14 protein-coding genes are annotated in these 18699 nt (G+C 46.8%); 8 read left to right on the top strand and 6 right to left on the bottom strand.

All coding sequences use genetic code 11. The features are described from left to right. Nucleotides 1–183: 183 nt before the first annotated feature. On the bottom strand, nucleotides 184–990 hold the full coding sequence (gene cysE / locus QT973_RS04680) for a serine O-acetyltransferase (RefSeq protein ID WP_333052456.1): 807 nt from the start codon (nucleotides 988–990) through the stop codon (nucleotides 184–186). 180 nt (nucleotides 991–1170) lie between these two features. Beyond that, nucleotides 1171–1653, bottom strand: a complete 483-nt coding sequence (locus QT973_RS04685) for a hypothetical protein (RefSeq protein WP_333052459.1) — start codon at nucleotides 1651–1653, stop codon at nucleotides 1171–1173. A gap of 549 nt (nucleotides 1654–2202) precedes the next feature. On the opposite strand from QT973_RS04685, the gene mrdA reads away from it, so the two are divergent. Further along, nucleotides 2203–4029 carry a penicillin-binding protein 2 gene (gene mrdA / locus QT973_RS04690; protein WP_333052688.1) on the top strand — a complete coding sequence of 609 codons (1827 nt, stop codon included), beginning with the start codon at nucleotides 2203–2205 and terminating at the stop codon, nucleotides 4027–4029. Between the two features lie 130 nt (nucleotides 4030–4159). On the opposite strand, the gene QT973_RS04695 is transcribed toward mrdA, so the two are convergent. Next, nucleotides 4160–5893, bottom strand: a complete 1734-nt coding sequence (locus tag QT973_RS04695; protein WP_333390735.1) for a DUF3352 domain-containing protein — start codon at nucleotides 5891–5893, stop codon at nucleotides 4160–4162. A gap of 136 nt (nucleotides 5894–6029) precedes the next feature. Here QT973_RS04695 and QT973_RS04700 point away from each other — a divergent pair, with 136 nt between their 5' ends. Beyond that, nucleotides 6030–6656, top strand: a complete 627-nt coding sequence (locus QT973_RS04700; RefSeq protein WP_333233344.1) for a Uma2 family endonuclease — start codon at nucleotides 6030–6032, stop codon at nucleotides 6654–6656. 169 nt (nucleotides 6657–6825) lie between these two features. Here QT973_RS04700 and QT973_RS04705 read toward each other — a convergent pair whose 3' ends face one another. Further along, nucleotides 6826–7431: a pentapeptide repeat-containing protein gene (locus QT973_RS04705; RefSeq protein WP_333052467.1), complete on the bottom strand. Its 606-nt coding sequence runs from the start codon at nucleotides 7429–7431 to the stop codon at nucleotides 6826–6828. 135 nt (nucleotides 7432–7566) lie between these two features. On the opposite strand from QT973_RS04705, the gene purL reads away from it, so the two are divergent. From purL to QT973_RS04735, 6 genes are all read left to right on the top strand, one after another. Then, nucleotides 7567–10128 carry a phosphoribosylformylglycinamidine synthase subunit PurL gene (gene purL / locus QT973_RS04710; RefSeq protein WP_333390738.1) on the top strand — a complete coding sequence of 854 codons (2562 nt, stop codon included), beginning with the start codon at nucleotides 7567–7569 and terminating at the stop codon, nucleotides 10126–10128. A gap of 228 nt (nucleotides 10129–10356) precedes the next feature. Further along, on the top strand, nucleotides 10357–12393 hold the full coding sequence (locus tag QT973_RS04715) for a bifunctional serine/threonine-protein kinase/formylglycine-generating enzyme family protein (protein ID WP_333390741.1): 2037 nt from the start codon (nucleotides 10357–10359) through the stop codon (nucleotides 12391–12393). 243 nt (nucleotides 12394–12636) lie between these two features. After that, the gene (locus tag QT973_RS04720) at nucleotides 12637–12885 is read left to right on the top strand and encodes a type II toxin-antitoxin system ParD family antitoxin (protein ID WP_333052475.1); all 249 of its coding nucleotides are present in this window, start codon (nucleotides 12637–12639) and stop codon (nucleotides 12883–12885) included. Beyond that, nucleotides 12882–13208 carry a type II toxin-antitoxin system RelE/ParE family toxin gene (locus tag QT973_RS04725; protein WP_333052477.1) on the top strand — a complete coding sequence of 109 codons (327 nt, stop codon included), beginning with the start codon at nucleotides 12882–12884 and terminating at the stop codon, nucleotides 13206–13208. The genes QT973_RS04720 and QT973_RS04725 overlap by 4 nt, the downstream gene beginning before the upstream one ends. Nucleotides 13209–13755: 547 nt before the next feature. After that, a complete protein-coding gene (gene purF / locus QT973_RS04730; RefSeq protein WP_333052479.1) occupies nucleotides 13756–15222 on the top strand; it encodes an amidophosphoribosyltransferase in 1467 nt (488 codons plus the stop codon). A 733-nt stretch (nucleotides 15223–15955) separates the two neighbouring features. Next, nucleotides 15956–17041, top strand: a complete 1086-nt coding sequence (locus QT973_RS04735) for a DUF3474 domain-containing protein (protein WP_333052482.1) — start codon at nucleotides 15956–15958, stop codon at nucleotides 17039–17041. 139 nt (nucleotides 17042–17180) lie between these two features. Here QT973_RS04735 and QT973_RS04740 read toward each other — a convergent pair whose 3' ends face one another. Both QT973_RS04740 and QT973_RS04745 read right to left on the bottom strand, forming a co-directional pair. After that, the gene (locus QT973_RS04740) at nucleotides 17181–17771 is read right to left on the bottom strand and encodes a hypothetical protein (RefSeq protein ID WP_333259650.1); all 591 of its coding nucleotides are present in this window, start codon (nucleotides 17769–17771) and stop codon (nucleotides 17181–17183) included. 237 nt (nucleotides 17772–18008) lie between these two features. After that, nucleotides 18009–18398 (bottom strand): DUF1830 domain-containing protein, encoded by a 390-nt coding sequence (locus QT973_RS04745; protein ID WP_333052487.1) that lies wholly within the window; start codon nucleotides 18396–18398, stop codon nucleotides 18009–18011. Nucleotides 18399–18699 lie beyond the last annotated feature (301 nt).

Below are 18699 nucleotides of genomic sequence, written 5' to 3' on the forward strand. Positions count from 1 at the left end.
AAGAAGTCAACCGATTTTAGATTTTAGATTTTAGATTTTAGATTGAAGAAAGCGACTCCACTGATAAATCTGGGTAGTCATTAGTCAGTGATTATTGGTTATTGGTTATTTGTTACCAATAACCTTCCAGGCCCCATTGCCAATTCCCTGTTTGGCCAATTCCCTGTTTGGCCAATTCAAATTTTAGATGCCGCTGCCGTCGAAAAATTCTTGAATTGCTTTATCTTTTAACTTGCAGCTAGGGGTTGTAACTAGCTGTGTTTTTTCGGCTACGGCTACATTGCTGGCTTGGTTTAAAGCTTCTGATACTGAGTGGAAATTGTGGGAAGTGGGATCAGAAGTTAAGGAGACAGATGGTTGAGGAACCAAACTTTTTACTTGCTGTTCGAGGGATTCGATACGATCGAGCAAAGAGCGAATTACCACAGCTTCCGAATCCGGCAAACTGCCGTGTTCTAGGGGATTGACGCGCACTCCCGATCGATAGACGATGCGGCCGGGAATCCCTACCACTGTGCAGTCAGATGGTACGTCGCGGAGTACGACGGAACCGGCGCCGATGCGGACGTTATTGCCAATTTGCAGATTGCCGAGTACCTTGGCGCCGGCACCGACAACTACGTTTTCGCCGACTGTAGGGTGACGCTTGCCGCTTTGTTTGCCAGTACCGCCTAGGGTGACACCTTGGTAAATTAGGGCAAAATCGCCGATAATCGCTGTTTCGCCGATCACAACCCCCATACCGTGGTCGATGAATACGCTTTTGCCGATGGTTGCCCCTGGGTGGATTTCAATTCCGGTCAAAAAGCGAGCTATGTGGGAAATCAAGCGGGGGATGAAGGGAAGTCCCAACACGTAAAGCCAGTGTGCGAGGCGGTGCAGCACTAGGGCTTGAAGACCGGGGTAGCAAAACAAAACTTCCAGCCAGTTGCGAGCTGCAGGGTCGCGATCGAAAATTATACTGAAGTCAGCTCTAAGAGTCTTTAGCACTTTCGGAGTTACCTATTTTGGTTAAACACGCCACTTTCGATTTTACATTTTACTGGATGGGGAAGTGAGCGGTCGATCGGGAGATTGGGGGATATGACGGAGTGGAACCGTGGGAGAGTGGGAGATTGGGGGAGAATTTGATGATATTTTATTGTCTCCATCCAACAGCGCCGCTGCGTTCTATTCCTGTACTGAGATTGTATAGTTAGACTTGACTCCGGGTTCGACAGTACCTACCCAAATCCTGTAAGAGCCTGCTTGCCAGTCAGAATCAAGTATGCCAGCATCTTTATTCTGACCTATATCGTCTCCGCAGCGCACCGCATTACCGGGGCCTTGTACGAGTAAGGTTGTGTCCTTGCCTCCGCTGTTGATTTGGAGTGTGAGTTTTGAAAAGTTTTGCTGCAAGACTATGATGTGGTCGGGAGTTGGGGTGGCAAAACCCAAACATTTGTTTTTGTGGCGATCGGCGTTGGCTATGGCAGATAGAGAGTAGGATCCGCCTGTGGAACCTCTCAAAACTGCTGTTGGGGCTGCAAAACCTCGCGATAAACTTAAAGTGCCGAAATTGGCTGTTTCTGCTAAAACTGGTAGGGCGACGATCGCCGCGATCGCACCCAAGAGCGCACCGTTTTTGAAATTGGCTCCCTGATTAAACAACATGGCCATACTCCTGGCGTCACAACTTAAAATCACAACTCAGAATTTACCCATCGCAGCCCCTGGAATACAAACTATGGAGGAAGAATAATTTTTTTTAAATTAGTTCAACACCTCCTGGCTTATCTTCCTTATGTCTATCAGGACAATCCCTCTACGATCGCGCTCGCTTGTGCCACTCGGATTTCTGCCACAGGCGATCGACTCATATCCGAAATTGTACGGTGTCAAGATGATAAATTTGATACTTTTAGCCTTGCTGTTGGCCCTCGGTTCCCTATTGACACAGGTCTTGGTATTGTTACCTATAGGTCTATCTGGCTGGCTCCACCTGCCTAATTGGCTGAGCCTGACCTTGATTTTTCTGGCTATTTCTTGGTGCTTGGGGGATTAGTAAGCAGTCATGAGTTAATTAGTGATTAGTCAATAGCTAACGCTCAATCATTCCGCTTCCCCCAAGGGTCAAGGCCCGATCGCCCCGGTCTGATGATGTATACTTCACAATTGACAATTCAAGAATCTAAAATCTAGGATTTGACATCTACCTATAGAATGATGCAACGACAAGTTTATTCGATCTCAGCATTTCACTCTCCTGACAAAAGCCTGGGGGAAACTCCTAAAAAACAGGATCGTCCGATACACCGGGCGATCGTGTTAATGCTGGTGGCAACAGGTTTGCTGGGCCTGCACGCTAGTCGGCTGGTGGAATTGCAACTGATACAAGGGAAGCAACACCGGGAACGAGCCGAAAACAATCGCGTTCGCCTAGTGCCCATGCCGGCGAATCGCGGACACATTATCGATCGCAAAGGCAAGTTGCTAGCTGCAAACAATTTAGCTCGATCGGTATATTTGTGGCCGAAAGAACAAACGCCGGAACAGTGGAAAGTGACAGCAGAAAAGTTGAGTCCGCTGGTTAAAATTCCAGCAAAAGAAATTTTAAAAAAAATAAAAGAGGTCGATCCTCAATCCTATAGACCGGTGCGGCTCAAGCAAGCAATGCCGCCAGAGGTGTTCGTGCCACTAGCAGAAGAGGTGGGACAAATGCGGGGAGTGGAAGTGCGGCCAGAAGCGAACCGCTACTATCCCGAAGGCAGTTTGGCATCTCACGCGATCGGATATATCGGCGAAGCTACCGCAGCCGACTTGGAAGCTCATCCTGAATATCCGATGGGGATGATTGTCGGTCAAATGGGCATAGAAGCGAGCTCTAACGAGAAGATTGCGGGAGTGTGGGGCGATCGGCTGATCGAAGTAAATGCCCAAAATGAAGAATTGCGGCTGATGGGAGAGACACCGCCCAAACCCGGTGAGGCGGTGCAGCTAACCATAGACTTGTCCATGCAAAAAGCAGCCGAAAAAGCCCTGGGGAACCGCCGGGGAGCAGTAGTGGCGCTGGATGTCAACACCGGGGCGGTATTAGTTATGGCCAGCCACCCGACTTTTGACCCCAATCTGTTTACGCGAAAAATCACTAAGGATGAGTGGAAAACTCTTCAAGATCCGGAAAATCCATTTTTGAATCGGGCCACGCAGGGCTATCCCCCCGGTAGCACCTTTAAAATTGTGACTTCCGTCGCGGCCCTGGAGTCGGGCAAATTTTCGCCGGACTCAATTCTCGGTACTTCGTCTTACATTACTGTGGGGGGAATTGATTTTAACGAACACAGTGGCGGTTTCGGCGACATCGGCTTTCGGGATGCTTTGGCTTTCAGCAGCAATACGTTTTTTTATCAATTGGGGATTAGTACCGGGCCGGAGCAAATTTCTAAGTGGGGACAGCGCTTGGGAATTGGCAAGGATACGGATTTGAATCTTTTGGGGCTAGGCGGTGGCGATTACGGTCAAATCCCGACGCCGGAGGAGAAGGAGAAACTTTATAAAGAACCTTGGTATGCGGGTGATACGGTAACGATGTCGATCGGGCAGGGGTTGGTGTTGATGACTCCTTTGGAGGGGGCGGTAATGGTGAGTTCGATCGCTAATGGGGGTTATCGCGTGAAGCCTCATCTTTTGACTTCTATGACCGGCACAGCGGAGACTCAACGGGTACATACGGGGATGAAACCTTCAACAGTTCAGGTGATTAAGGAAGGACTGATCGCGGTAGTTGCCGAGGGTACTGGACAGGGATTGAATGACGGTTCGATTCCGCTGACGGCGGGCAAAACAGGGACTTCGGAGGTCATCGGACAGGAGGATCACTCTTTGTATGTCGCCTTCGGGCCCGCCCAGAAGCCGGAAATTGCGATCGCCGTGGTTGTGGAAAATGGCGGTTATGGTTCTGTTGCCGCCGCCCCGATCGCCAAAGAGGTATTTCAAGCTTATTTTGGGCCACAGAAAAATGTGAAGCAGCCAGTAGTTATTAGTCCTTAGTCCTTAGTCCTTAGTCAGTAGTCATTAGTCATTAGTCCTTAGTTATTGGGAATGGGGAATTGGGCATAATGTCTTGTTTTTCTTCTGACTTCTGACTACTGACTAATGACTACTGACTACTGACTACTAACTAATTGAGCCGCATAAATATAGTAGCTTTGCGAATTCCTGTTATTTCTCCCGTACTGGTGACAGTTAGCGATCGCAAGTGATCGAACAATGGTCTTGCCGAAAGTTCAATTAACCTCAACAGCGGGATTTGTTTTTCCCAAATTGCCCTGCTGGAGGGCCAGTCTAAATAAAAATAGCCGTCGTTAGAGGGCGGAAGCGGTTCAATGCTGGTTTGAAAATCTTGATTGGCAACTAAAGAGACTGTTTCTGCTGCTTCTAGTGCTGCGTCCATTGCTTCTACTGAAGTGGTGAAAATTTCGTATTTGCCGACGGTGGCTCGGACTCCTTTTGCCTCGGTTTCGATCGCACTTTTTCTATTATTTTCTTTACCATAATTCTGGCTAGTTGTCAACTGCGTCCAAGCGGTAATTTTCTGGTTTCTCAGAGTGAAGCTGCCGATGCTGTATTCTTTGCTGCGGGCAATTTCATCGAGTTTGTCGATCGCCTGTTGGGAATCAGCAGATTTTTCGGCGGCAAAAATCCAGTCGGCACCATTTGACGAATTCGGAAGCACTGCTAAAGCGTATTCTCCTTGTACCCAGTCAAATATATCCTGCGGCAGGTTGACGCCCCAAAGTTGCTGAATATCTCCCAGGGTGCGATCGACTAAATTTGAGACTTCTGGATTAGTAGAAACCGCCAATGACAAATCAGCCCAAAAATTCCTTAAGTCGGTGCTGGCGACCGCGAAAGGACTCGCTGAGGGAATGTATTGCAAGGCTTGCACAGGTTCGGAAAGCGTTGGAGAAGCTGTGTTTTCTCGCGATGTCACTAAAGCAGTTTGAGCCAGCAATCCCCGTCGGTTGACTCCGACAGCAACTGCGAGGGAATTAAGAGAAACTTGGGGATTTTGCTCGGTTGCTGATTGCGGGAGATTGACAAATGCTAAAGCGATTCTGCCTTGAGTTAGCTGCTGCAAAGCTTTTTGATATTCGGGGGTATTGTTGAGATTTAGGTTTGCTGTTTCAAGGTTATTAATTGCATCTCGAATCACAATCGGGCTATTGGAAAATAAAACAAAACTTTGATTATTCCCAGAATTAAAATTACCGCCGATGGCTGCTGTTGCGAAGCTGGATGGCAACTTGGAAGTCGGCAGAGAAAACGGATTAAAAGGCGAAAGCGAAGCAGATTTTTTCTGGGATTTTGGTGCTTGTTTATAATTAATTCTCACGCCTTTATATATTTCCGACTGCACTGTTTTATCGCCACGAGATTGTTGGCGCCAGTAGGAGTCAAGAAATTTTTGGCTGCGATCGACCTTTTGGGAGGAAACGGCCAGCAAAAACCCGGTTTGTTTGCCGTTGCTGCTGTCGCCATCGAAATCTGGGTTTGTGACGGCGAGGGTAATTTCGTCACCTATCCAAGGTTGGATATCTCGACTGTAATCGAGGCCTGTATTGCCGAGGAAACTTTTTTTGATTTGCTCAAATTCTGCGTGCGATCGACTTCTTTCTTCGGGAGTGGCAAAAACTTGTCGCAATGCTTCGAGGCGATCGGGATTTACCAGCATTGAAGCTAACAAAGGTGCTTGTTTCGAGACAAACACAGCCGCAGCCGGAGTAGTTGTCGGCCCGCCAGCGAGCAAATTCAGGGGAGTGTGAGTTGTCAGCCAGTAAAAACCACCGGCACTCAAGCCTAAGAGTGCCAAGACGCCAGCAATGAGGAAAGAAAAGAACGATCGCAACTTCATACAACAAGGACTAATGACCACAGTCTATTATTAACTAGAGTAGCGCATGACCGTAGCTGTCGGCAGATACTTTTTGTGCTGTTCGCAAAAAAAAAGAATCAATTAAAATATTCTCAAGCTCTAAAACTCAAGTAAAATGCTAACAATATCAACGCCCCCCGAACAGCGAGTTTTACTGCCAAATATCAGTTGGCAGTTATATGAAAGCCTGCTAGCGGAACTGGGCAACCAACGTTCCACCAGAATTGCTTATCATCAAGGTCAATTAGAAATTATGGTGCCGCTACCGGAACATGAAAATCGCAACAGGCTGATCGATCGCTTAATTGTAACTCTCATAGAAGAACTCAATCTAGAGTACAACCCCTTTGGCTCGATGACGATCAAAAAACGCAAAAAAGCAGCGGGTAAAGAACCAGATTCCTGTTATTATATCCAGAATGAAGCACTGGTCAGAGGGAGAACAGAATTAGACTTTGCTCAAGATCCGCCGCCCGATTTAGCACTGGAAATTGATATTACCAGCAGTTCCTTAAATCAATTCGATTTATATGCAGATTTAGGCGTACCCGAAATTTGGCGGTACGATGGACGAAGCATCAAGTTTTATCAATTGCAAAATGGCGAATATGCCGAGTGCAATTTTTCGCGGGCTTTCCCGATGCTACCTACTGCAAAAGTTGAGGAATTTATCGATCGCACTCAAACTACAGGCGCAACCACAGCAGTGCGAGAATTACGGGAATGGGTCAATCGATTTTAGATTTTAGATTTTAGATTTTAGATTTTAGAATTGAAGCATTCACCCCACGAATAAATACGTTCGGCAAGTTTCATCGGATACAGGTTTTTTATTTTTCCACGGATGAATCCGGGGGCTTGTATCCTGGATGCTTTCGGTAAAAAATCAAAAAAATCAGTAATTGTGCAGTCTACCACGGCACTCCTCGCGCATCGGAAAAATCTGCATCTAGAACCACCCCCGCATCGAATACAGCATCAGTTAAATCAGCTTTTCTAAACGACGTTATCGACAATTTTTCTATCTGTTCAACAGCGATAAAAAAGCCGATCGCAGTTAACCCCAGAATTACCCCAGAAACCAAAAATAAGACAATTCCCCTGAGAGTATCTCCGCCCAAAAATGTCACAATACCGCTAGCGCCGATCGCAGCAGCAGCCCCAGCCACAGCCCCCGCCACAATTCCAGCTTCGCACCGAGTCGCAGCAATCGCCGTAGCAGCGGTTCCAGCCACAGCCACAGCCCCCGCATCCGCCCCGGCTATCAGTCCCGTCAAAGCCCCAGCAGCCGTCACTGTCACCGCTGTCACCCCAGCCCTAGCAATCAAATTTCTCACCCGCCTGCGGCTTTGTCCGGTTCTGACACCCTGAAAATTTGCCCCCCTCAAAATCGCCCCGGTGAAATTGCAGCCTCGAATGTCGCAACCGCTGAAATTCGCCCCAGATAAGTCAAGCCCTTTAAAAGAACGGTTCCGCAAGTTTTGGTTAGCAAAATTGAGATTTTGAGGTAAAGTCATTCGATTTTAGATTTTAGATTTTAGATTTTAGATTAACCAAGCAAGGATCTGGGTTTTTAGATTTTAGATTATAGATTTTAGATTAACCAAGCACAGGGCATTTAGAATAAAGCCTGTGGTTTATAACGAGTTTCCATGTCTCCCATCTCCGAATCCCCATTTTCCCCCGAACAAATTGCTGCTGAAAGACTCAAACCAGAAGAATATCAAGAAATCGTTCAGCGTCTTGGCCGCCATCCTAATAAAGCTGAATTGGGAATGTTCGGCGTCATGTGGAGCGAACACTGCTGTTACAAAAATTCGCGGCCACTATTAAAACAGTTTCCCACAGAGGGCGATCGAATTCTCGTCGGGCCCGGAGAAAATGCCGGCGTCGTAGACTTGGGAGAAGGCTTGCAACTCGCCTTCAAAATTGAATCCCACAACCACCCCTCAGCAGTCGAACCTTTCCAAGGTGCAGCAACCGGTGTCGGGGGGATTCTCCGCGATATCTTCACAATGGGTGCTCGCCCGATCGCACTTTTAAATTCCCTGCGTTTTGGCAACTTAGACGATGCTAAAACTCAGAGATTGTTCAAAGGCGTAGTATCGGGAATTTCCCATTATGGAAATTGCATCGGCGTGCCCACAGTTGGCGGCGAAGTTTACTTCGATCCTGCTTATTCCGGCAACCCATTAGTTAACGTCATGGCCTTGGGTTTAATGGAAACTCAAGAAATCGTTAAATCCGGGGCATCGGGAATCGGAAATCCCGTGCTTTATGTCGGTTCAACTACTGGGCGAGATGGCATGGGAGGAGCAAGTTTTGCCAGTGCCGAATTGACCGACAAATCAATGGACGATCGCCCCGCAGTCCAAGTAGGAGATCCATTTTTAGAAAAATCCTTAATTGAAGCTTGTTTAGAAGCATTCAAAACCGGTGCAGTCGTCGCCGCCCAAGACATGGGTGCGGCGGGAATCACCTGTTCGACATCAGAAATGGCAGCCAAAGGCGGCGTCGGCATTGAATTCGATTTAGACAAAGTTCCCGTTCGAGAAAGCGGTATGGTTCCCTACGAATACCTGCTTTCGGAATCCCAAGAACGGATGTTGTTTGTTGCCCAAAAAGGACGCGAACAGGAATTAATCGATATTTTCCACAGATGGGGATTGCACGCGGTAGTCGCCGGGACAGTCATCGAAGAGCCGATCGTCCGAATTCTCTTTAAAGGCGAAATCGCTGCCGAAATTACCGCAACTGCTTTGGCAGATAACACGCCAATTTATCACCGAGAACTGTTGACAGAACCGCCAGAATATGCTAAAAAAGCATGGGAATGGACGGCGGATTCCCTGCCACAATCCACAGTTGCAGGTATCGAAATTAACGGCAATTTCCAAACTTGGACTCAGATTTTGCTGACGCTTTTAGATACTCCTACCATCGCTTCTAAACGCTGGGTTTATCGCCAATACGACCATCAAGTGCAAAACAATACTGTTGTTTTACCGGGAGGCGCTGATGCTGCGGTTGTCAGATTGCGTCCGCTAGAACCTTGCCACTCTTCCCTTGCTAACGGGTTAGAAGTACACCCCCTTGCTAAGGGGGATCTACTGAGAGAAAATGCCGTTTCTCTAGCTTCCGAAAGCAAACAGGAAGAAGAGGTAATTCCTCTATTTACAAAGGCACAAGGTAGGGAAACTCCAAAAGTTTCTCCCCCCCTTAGCAAGGAGGAAGCGCCGCAGGGGGCTATTCCCGGAGTTGCTGCAACGGTTGATTGCAATTCTCGTTATGTTTATCTCGATCCTTATGAAGGTGCAAAAGCAGTCGTAGCGGAAGCAGCGAGAAATTTGAGTTGTGTGGGTGCTGAACCTCTGGCAGTTACGGATAATTTGAATTTTGGCAGTCCCGAAAAGCCGATCGGATATTGGCAGTTAGCGTCAGCTTGTCGCGGGATTGCTGATGCTTGTCGGGAGTTGGGAACGCCTGTTACTGGCGGCAATGTTTCTCTTTACAATGAAACGGTTGATGCTGAGGGGAATCCTCAACCAATTTATCCGACTCCGGTAATCGGAATGGTGGGGTTAATTCCCGATTTGAGCAAGCTTGCTGGCCAAGCTTGGCTAAAGAAAGGTGATTTAATTTATGTGCTGGGAATTGGTGAATCCTCCCAAAACTCCGAACTTCCATCGGAAAGCTCAAAAATCGAAACTTCTCCTACTTTGGGAGGTTCGGAATATTTAGCGGCAATTCACGGGATTGTAGCTGGGAAACCGCCAAGGATAGATTTTGAGTTGGAAAGAAAAGTGCAATCGGTTTGTCGCGATGGAATTCGCCAAGGTTGGGTATGTTCTGCCCATGATTGTGCGGAAGGTGGAATTGCGATCGCCCTCGCGGAATCTTGTATTTCTGCTAAAATGGGTGCGGAAATTCATCTCAGTTTTAATTCGGAAAATGTTGGCCGCTGGGATGAAATTTTGTTTGGTGAAATGGGCAACTGCATTGTAGTTTCAGTCGCACCGAAAAATCAAGAAATTTGGGAGTCTTACCTGCAAGAACATTTGACCAAAATGTGGCAGAAAATCGGTTTAGTTGGCGGGGCTGAATTACCTTTGCGGGTTGTGAGTGCTGATAATCAAGTGTTAATTGAGGTTGCGATGGGTGAGATGGGCGATCGATTCTATAATGCGATCGAGCGTCGGATTGGATCTGTTTGACAACGTGAAGTTTCGATCCCCCTAAATCCCCCTTAAAAAGGGGAGTAGGGGCTGACTTTGAATACTCTTGTCCCCCCCTTCTTAAGGGGGGCTAGGGGGGATCTCCGGGTTGAAAACACACCCTAGAACCCCAACTTCTTACAAAATTCACGATTCTGGTAAAAACCTATTACAGAAGTCGGGGTTCTTGCACACTATACAATATAAACAATATCATTCCTAAAATAAATGATTTGCTGTATCAATCCCAACTGCCCCAATCCTCAAAACCCCGACGGGCAAACATATTGCATCAGTTGTGGCCTTCAACTCGTACCCATCCTGCGAAATCGCTTCCGCATGATAAAACTCCTCGGTCAAGGTGGCTTCGGCAGAACCTATTTAGCAGAAGATATTGATAGACTAAATCAACCCTGTGTCGTTAAACAATTAGCACCCGATGTCCAGGGAACTTGGGCGATTAACAAAGCAGTAGAATTATTTCAGCTAGAAGCCAGACAACTACAACAGCTAGGACAACATCCCCAAATTCCATCCCTTGATGCCTATTTTGAAGACAACAAATATTTGTATCTCGTACAACAGTTTGTGGATGGGGATAATTTGTTGACGCTTTTCCAAAATCAGGGAATTTGGCAAGAAAGCCAAGTTAAGCAACTATTACTCGAACTTCTACCTGTTCTCAAGTTTATTCACGAACAAAAAATCATTCATCGAGATATCAAGCCTGAGAATATTATGCGCCGTCGCAGCGACGGTTTGTTAATGCTGATTGATTTCGGAGTGTCCAAACAGTTGTCGGGAACAGTGATATCGCGACAGGGAACGCAAATTGGTTCGCATGGTTATGCACCGCTTGAACAAATGCAAGGGGGTGAAGCTTATCCAGCCAGCGATTTGTTTAGCTTGGGGGCGACGGCTTTTCATCTACTGACAGGGGTACATCCTTATGGTTTGTGGACGGAACACGGTTATAGTTGGACTGGCAATTGGCAGCAACATTTGAAAAGTCCCATAGACAAGGAATTGGAATTGATTTTATCTAAGTTGTTGGCAAAAGATATCCAGCAGCGCTATCAATCAGCAGAGGAAGTTTTAAGAGATTTTCAAGGTCAGTCAAGACAAACTCCCGCACCGATACCAATTCCCACAATTCCTGTGATTCCACAGCACTCTTTGCCGTTACGAACTAACACAACAAGGCGAGGTTTCTTGCAATTAGCGGGTTTTGCTGGAGGAGGATTTGCATTAGCTGTGCTGGGTCAAAGTTTGTTGAACAAAAAATCTTCTTCATCTTCACCAAATCTTCCACCTTCATCTAACAAGGCGGCCCCATCTCCTAAATCATCAGCTCAAAAATCATCTCCAAAAACTACAGCCAAAAGTTCATCGCCAAAACCATCTCCACAATCTGTAGCAGAAAGTCCATCGCCAAAACCATCTCCCAAACCATCTCCCAAACCCGCACCAGAAACTCCAAAATCTCAGCAATCTTCCAATGCTTTAAAAAGCTTTACTTTTGAAACAGTGACAGTCAACTCAACGGGGCAAATTGCCAACCGCCGTCAAGGAAAAGCACAGGCTTTTATAGAAAATATTGGTAATGGTATTACTCTAGAGATGGTAGCAATTCCTGGCGGCAGTTTCGTGATGGGTTCGCCCGATACGGAAGCCGGACGAAGTAGCTATGAAGGGCCGCAGCGTACCGTGAATATTCCTGCTTTTTTTATGGGTCAATATGAGATAACTCAAGAACAATACCAAGCGGTGATGGGAAATAACCCTTCTGAGTTCAAAGGTGCGAAACTTCCTGTGGAAAAAGTAAGCTGGAATGATGCTGTGGAATTCTGCAAGCGGCTTTCTCAAAAAACAGGCAAGACTTATCGTTTACCTTCACAAGCGGAATGGGAATATGCTTGCCGCGCCGGAACTAAAACACCTTTCTATTTTGGCGAAACTATTACCCCAGATTTAGTGAATTATAATGGCAATAATCCCTACGCTGGGGCATCGAAGGGACTTTACCGCACACAAACAACTGATGTCGGGAATTTTTCACCCAATGCTTTTGGACTTTATGATATGCACGGAAATGTTTGGGAATGGTGCAGTCATCCCGACAACGATCGAAGCGATCGCCGGGTGCGGTGTGGCGGTTCCTGGAAGGATCCTGCGGTGAATTGTCGCAGTGCGTATCGTCTTAGCAATTTGGCGGGCGATCGTTACTCGGACATCGGTTTTCGCGTGGCTTTGGTTTCCGCGTAGTCTCTGGTTTTCGGTTCTTTGCTGTAGTCTCCCGCGAGGACTTTTCTTTTAAGGCTGGGCGGTTTCAACCTGGTTGATAAATATAGTCCTTGACGCATCAAAACCTTCATAACCGGGTTTTTTGGGGTTTTTGCGGTCTGTAGCGCGTCTTCTGGGCAAAAAAAACCGGTTTCTGGCTACCCGTGCAGAAGTCCTATAATAGTTAAAATATGCCACGGTCACATATTAGGAAGGATAAAAAATATGACCCTCAATCTTCCTCTTCCCGATTCAATTCAAAATTTTATTAACGAACAAGTGGCAATCGGAGGCTACAGTAATGCAGCGGAATACATCTTGCACCTAATTCGCCAAGAACAAGCAAGAGCCGCGCGGGTTGAGTCGTTATTGTTGGCTGGTTTGGATAGTGGCAATTCTATAGAGATTACCGATGATTGGTGGGAGCAAAAACGGGCTCAGTTGGTGCAGAATCTTGACCCACACCAGCAATGACTAAACGGATTGTCATTACACCAAGAGCAAGTCAAGATTTAGACGAAAATTTTGCTTATATTGCTCAAAATAATCTTGATGCTGCATTGCGTTTTTTTGATGCAGCACGTCAGACATTTGCGAGATTGGCTCAAATGTCGGGAATGGGTCGCCTGTATCCGGTTAAAAATCCACGGTTGGAGGGTTTGCGAAGATTGTCAGTTAGGGGGTTTGAGAATTATCTGATTTTCTATCTGTCTTTTGATAACTATATTGAGGTAGTGAGAATTCTGCACGCAGCGAGAGATTTAGAGGAAGTTTTGTCAGGAGATGAAGCTGATTGACTTTGTAAAGTAGGAAAATTTTTCAGGCTGCCAAATCTCCATCCCACGGTTCACTCCTGTCGGTATTACTTAATACTCGATCGCCCCCAAAATGACATTACATGGCCGCACAGATTCCCATGATGATATAGTATGTCAATCTCACAGAAAAGTCAAGCTCGATCGCCCTTAAATTCTAATATTTGAAAAAGCCCATCAAGCAAGTTTCTAATTTATTTGCCATTGCACGATCGCCAATCTATTCAGTCTGGCGTTGCGCTGACTTCGTTTGACAATCGCCCCAGCCATCGCCCCAGCCATCGCCCCAGCCATCGCCCCAGCCATCGCCCGCTGTTAATTAAGGTTAATATAGGATTTGGGGGCGATCGATACTACAATGCCATTAAACGCCGCATCGCTTCTGTCTGAAATGCTACACGATTTGGAAATAATGACAGATCCGTGGCAAGATTAAGGGAATGTTAAGTTATGCGACGCCTTCGCAAACAAGATTTCCCGCTGAAACTGTCCCCCTAACCCACCTTCCCCATTAGGAACCCACCCATCTATGATTCCCAACCATTCCTTCGCGGCTGACGAGCATTCTAGCAAACCCGACAAGCCCGAGGAAGCTTGTGGCGTTTTCGGTATCTACGCACCGGGTGAAGATGTCGCCAAGTTGACCTACTTCGGTTTGTATGCTTTGCAGCACCGCGGTCAGGAATCAGCAGGGATTGCTACCTTTGACGGTGACACAGTACACCTGCACAAAGATATGGGACTGGTTTCCCAAGTCTTCAACGAATCGAGTTTAGGTCACTTGCCCGGTAACTTAGCCGTAGGGCACACTCGCTACTCTACTACGGGCTCCTCGCGCGTGGTCAACGCTCAGCCTGTGGTTGTCGAAACTCGTTTGGGAAGTCTGGCCCTAGCACATAACGGTAATCTTGTCAATACTAAAGAATTGCGCGAAGAATTGCTGTCTCGGAAGTGCGAATTTGTCAGCACGACGGATTCAGAGGCGATCGCAGTGGCGATCGGTTCCGAGGTAGACAAGGGCAAAGACTGGCTGGAAGCAGCGATCAGTGCCTTTGGTATGTGCCAAGGAGCCTTTAGTTTGACGATCGCCACCCCTAAAGGCGTGATGGGAGTCCGCGACCCCCAAGGCGTCCGCCCGTTGGTAATTGGCATCCTCCCCACAACTCCGGTACGATACGTTTTAGCATCGGAAACTTGCGGCTTGGATATTATCGGTGCTGAATTTTTGCGGGACGTAGAACCCGGGGAATTAGTTTGGATTACAGAGGAAGGTATGGCTTCCTTCCACTGGAGCCAGCAACAGAAGCGCAAACTTTGCATCTTTGAAATGATCTATTTTGCTCGCCCCGACAGCCAGATGGAAGGTGAAAGTTTGTACAGCTACCGACTGCGGATCGGGCGTTTGTTGGCAGCAGAATCTCCGGCTGATGCTGATATAGTTATCGGCGTTCCCGATTCTGGAATCCCGGCGGCGATCGGCTTTTCTCAAGCTTCCGGCATTCCTTACGCCGAAGGATTGATTAAAAACCGCTACGTGGGGCGCACTTTTATTCAACCGACTCAGACAATGCGGGAGTCAGGAATCCGCATGAAACTCAACCCTCTCAAAGATGTGTTGGAAGGAAAGCGGGTAATTATTATCGATGATTCGATCGTGCGCGGCACTACCAGTCGCAAAATCGTCAAAGCCTTGCGGGATGCTGGCGCAACAGCAGTTCACATGAGAATTTCCTCGCCGCCGGTGACTCATCCGTGTTTCTACGGTATCGACACCGACAATCAAGATCAGTTGATTGCTGCTACTAAGTCAGTCGCAGAAATCGGCACCCAAATTGGGGTTGATTCCTTGGCTTTCTTGAGTTGGGATGGAATGCTGAAGGCGACTAACGAAGACCCGATGAGTTTTTGTTCGGCGTGTTTCACCGGTGATTATCCGATCGACGTTCCAGAAATGGTAAAACGGTCTAAGCTCATATTAGAAAAAGCTGGAACCTAGAAAATCCCAAAGCGAGAAAGCGATCGCCCGTCACTTTCCGCAATTTATGGATTTTCAAGTTTTTCTGGTAAGTCATTGCCAGAATGTGTGTAGAAATGTTACATTAACTTAGCTTTAGCAATTCTTGCAGAATTGGTGAACTGTAGTGAACAGTCGCTTGGGTAGAACTTGTGCGAAACCCAACCCTCGGATTGGAGATGGGAGATGGGAGATTTGAGACTTGTGCTTGAATCTAAAATCGGCAATCTAAAATCGATGGTTTTTCCCTACACTCTCGTTCACAATTCCTGCTCGAAACGCTGTATGCTACCTGCAGACTGGAGGTAGTTCCTCCAGATGTCCACTCTCAGATGGAAGTCGCATTTCGCACCAACAACGGGCACATGAGATTTTTTCAGATAACAGGGTCGATCGCACTAATTTTTCCGACACAAGTATTCGACAAGCCAACTTGCTTGAGAATCGCGGACGGGCTATTCATGCGAACTAAATAACTTTAGAAACCCTTGCAGAGTAAAAAGATGGCTCCTTGCAGGTTGAATGTTACCTCACCTGCATAGGGCATACAACCCCCCGACTCCTGTCCGGGAGAGCCAAAAATTTAGATATTAGTTTAAGCCCCCAGATTCATCTGTGGAGTGAATCTAAAATCTAAAATCTAAAATCTAAAATCGATTGACTGTTAAAAGAAGGCGGAATGCGGTTTCTCAAGTCAGCTTAAATCGGAAACTTCGTGCAATCAAATACTGTTCTCAATCAGCCGAGCAATCAAGGCTCATCCTCTCGTACAGCAGAGTTACCTTTTACTCTTCAAGATATCAAGGCAGCCATTCCAGCCCACTGTTTTGAGCCATCGGCATGGAAATCTCTGGCTTATTTCTTTTTAGATATTGGCATCATCGCAGGTTTGTATGCGATCGCCTACACCCTGGATTCCTGGCTCTTTTATCCAATCTTTTGGTTGATGCAGGGAACCATGTTTTGGGCATTGTTTGTAGTGGGTCACGACTGCGGACACGGTTCATTTTCTAAGAGCAAATGGCTCAACAACCTGATCGGACACCTGTCCCACGCTCCAATTCTCGTGCCCTTCCACGGTTGGCGGATTAGTCACAGAACCCACCACGCAAATACAGGCAGCTTAGATAACGATGAAAGCTGGTATCCGGTATCGGAAAGCAAATACAATCAAATGCCTTGGTACGAAAAGCTAGGACGCTTTTATTTGATGTTATTTGCCTATCCAATTTATCTATTTCGCCGATCGCCCGATCGAGTAGGTTCTCACTTCATGCCCGGTAGCCCGATTTTCCGTCCGTCCGAAAAATGGGATGTGTTGACAAGTTCCGCATCCTTGGTACTGATGGTAGGCTTTTTAGGCGCGCTAACCTATCAGTTTGGTTGGCTGTTTTTACTCAAGTTCTACTTGGTTCCCTATGTAGTGTTCGTGATGTGGCTGGATTTGGTAACATTCCTGCACCACACAGAAGCCGATATTCCTTGGTATCGCGGAGATGATTGGTCTTTCTTGAAAGGTGCATTGTCTACGATCGATCGCGACTACGGAATCATCAATTCCATCCATCACGATATCGGCACCCACGTAGCCCACCACATTTTCTCGACAATGCCGCACTATCACTTGAAGGAAGCAACGGAAGCCATCAAGCCAGTGTTGGGCGATTATTATCGCAAGTCAACCGATCCAATTTGGAAGAGCTTTATTCGCTCTTACTGGGATTGTCATTTTGTCTCCGATACAGGTTCTGGAGTTTACTACGAATCACCTAACAGTCGGCGATCGGCTGAAGTTAAGTAGTTTAAATAAACAATAGAATACGCAAAAACCCGGCTTCTTTAAGAAACCGGGTTTTTCTTTTTTGTGCGTGTTTGATCATAAGATATTCCACATTTAACCTGCATATTGGGGGCGGGCAAGATGCCCACCCACAATAAATTTACAGATTACCTTTAAGCCCGATCGCCGTAACAATAGTCCACGCATCCACCAACAGCAGCAGCAGCGTACATCCCAGCAAAATAAGATACATCCAAGGCTGCGACAAAGGGCGGACATCTCTAGTATCAATACCTGTTTTTGCTTCCACCAAACCGACTAATTTACCAAATCCAGCCACCCGCATTGGCAACAAATAACCTTCACCCGAATGACTCAAAAAATAGTAAACTAAACCTCCTTGACCGGTCGATCGAGGTTTGAGAGCTTTTACCTCAGTCCAAGGTAGGGACCAACCCTTGCGAAAAAAATGCGGAAACCACTTGGGATATGTGACTTCAATCCCTTCCTCGCTCAAAATTACCCTTTCACTGAGCACGCCGTAGAGGCCCACAGCCCCAACAACAATTCCCGCCCAGAGTGCGGCGGGAGGAACCGGTGCTTTCGTTACTTCCGACAAAAACGGCAATGGAATTGTCAGGGCTGTGTACAAGCTCAACAGCGTGATTCTAATCAGGGGAGAAAGCCGGAATACCGCCGGCTCAAATACTGGGGCAGAAGATGGGGAAGAAGCAAGAGGTTGTGCTGACATGGCTGAATTCGAGAAGCTGTTTAAGGATATTTTTGCACAGCTTTTGGGCCCGCCAACCAAACTCAGAGAAATACGAAAAACCGGACAATATTTCCAGTTGTGAGTTTTGATCTAAAATTCATTTCACAAACTTTGATTCTTAACTGTTGAGTTTTTACCGCTTTGCAGAAGTTGGAATTTTGAGCGCGGAGTTATCAATTAACTGACAATTATATAACTCAAAACTCACAACTGGGATTAATCAACGGCGGTTAGCGCCGGTACAGTCAAAGGTTCTGAGATTTCTCTGGATTTGGGGCGGCCGGCCATGATTGTTCGATCGCCCTGAACTGCCTCTGGGGATCTGCTAGGATTGACCTTTGAATAGGGGCCTTCGTTAATCTGCAAGCGATCGCAAGGAATTTTATCCGACAAAATTGCACTAGCCATCATCCCGGTGTGAATTTCCAATGCTGCAGCGGGCATCGCTTCAAACACTAAGCGCTGTCCGGGAAACACCACTCGTTCAAAGTACCAGTTAGGAATGTTGGCGATGCGAGCAATCTGAATCTGACTGGTGGCGTTGACGTAGCAGCACAGAATCTTGCTGTCAATGTTTGAGGGTACGGGGTCAAGAATTTGAGCCATAACTGCTGAGGGAGCCTTGCCTAAAAGTTTTAGTTATCTTCTCAGGCTAACACTAGGCGATCCCGCCTACTGTAAAGCCGACTACCAACTCCCTAATACATGAGAGACCGATCGAACTTCTATTAAAATATAACCGGATAAATATCGGCTTTTTGACTCCTAGCAGAGATTTTTTGTCAAAATAAGCTGTATTCACTTAAAAATTAGCTTTTTTCTGCTGCTGTCGCCGATCGACACCAACAAGCTCGGCTTTTAGCCAGTTTAAAAAAATTTAAGAATATTTAATGTCAAATTGCGAAAA

It is taken from the genome of Microcoleus sp. Z1_A1 (assembly GCF_036700305.1).
Classification (GTDB): domain Bacteria; phylum Cyanobacteriota; class Cyanobacteriia; order Cyanobacteriales; family Microcoleaceae; genus Microcoleus.

Bases quoted from the DNA above. Each gene is read 5' to 3' on its own strand.
- QT973_RS04685 (WP_333052459.1), bottom strand. From the start codon at position 1,653: ATGTTGTTTAATCAGGGAGCCAATTTCAAAAACGGTGCGCTCTTGGGT.
- mrdA (WP_333052688.1), top strand. From the start codon at position 2,203: ATGATGCAACGACAAGTTTATTCGATCTCAGCATTTCACTCTCCTGAC.
- QT973_RS04695 (WP_333390735.1), bottom strand. From the start codon at position 5,893: ATGAAGTTGCGATCGTTCTTTTCTTTCCTCATTGCTGGCGTCTTGGCA.
- QT973_RS04700 (WP_333233344.1), top strand. From the start codon at position 6,030: ATGCTAACAATATCAACGCCCCCCGAACAGCGAGTTTTACTGCCAAAT.
- QT973_RS04705 (WP_333052467.1), bottom strand. From the start codon at position 7,431: ATGACTTTACCTCAAAATCTCAATTTTGCTAACCAAAACTTGCGGAAC.
- purL (WP_333390738.1), top strand. From the start codon at position 7,567: ATGTCTCCCATCTCCGAATCCCCATTTTCCCCCGAACAAATTGCTGCT.
- QT973_RS04715 (WP_333390741.1), top strand. From the start codon at position 10,357: ATGATTTGCTGTATCAATCCCAACTGCCCCAATCCTCAAAACCCCGAC.
- QT973_RS04720 (WP_333052475.1), top strand. From the start codon at position 12,637: ATGACCCTCAATCTTCCTCTTCCCGATTCAATTCAAAATTTTATTAAC.
- QT973_RS04725 (WP_333052477.1), top strand. From the start codon at position 12,882: ATGACTAAACGGATTGTCATTACACCAAGAGCAAGTCAAGATTTAGAC.
- purF (WP_333052479.1), top strand. From the start codon at position 13,756: ATGATTCCCAACCATTCCTTCGCGGCTGACGAGCATTCTAGCAAACCC.
- QT973_RS04740 (WP_333259650.1), bottom strand. From the start codon at position 17,771: ATGTCAGCACAACCTCTTGCTTCTTCCCCATCTTCTGCCCCAGTATTT.
- QT973_RS04745 (WP_333052487.1), bottom strand. From the start codon at position 18,398: ATGGCTCAAATTCTTGACCCCGTACCCTCAAACATTGACAGCAAGATT.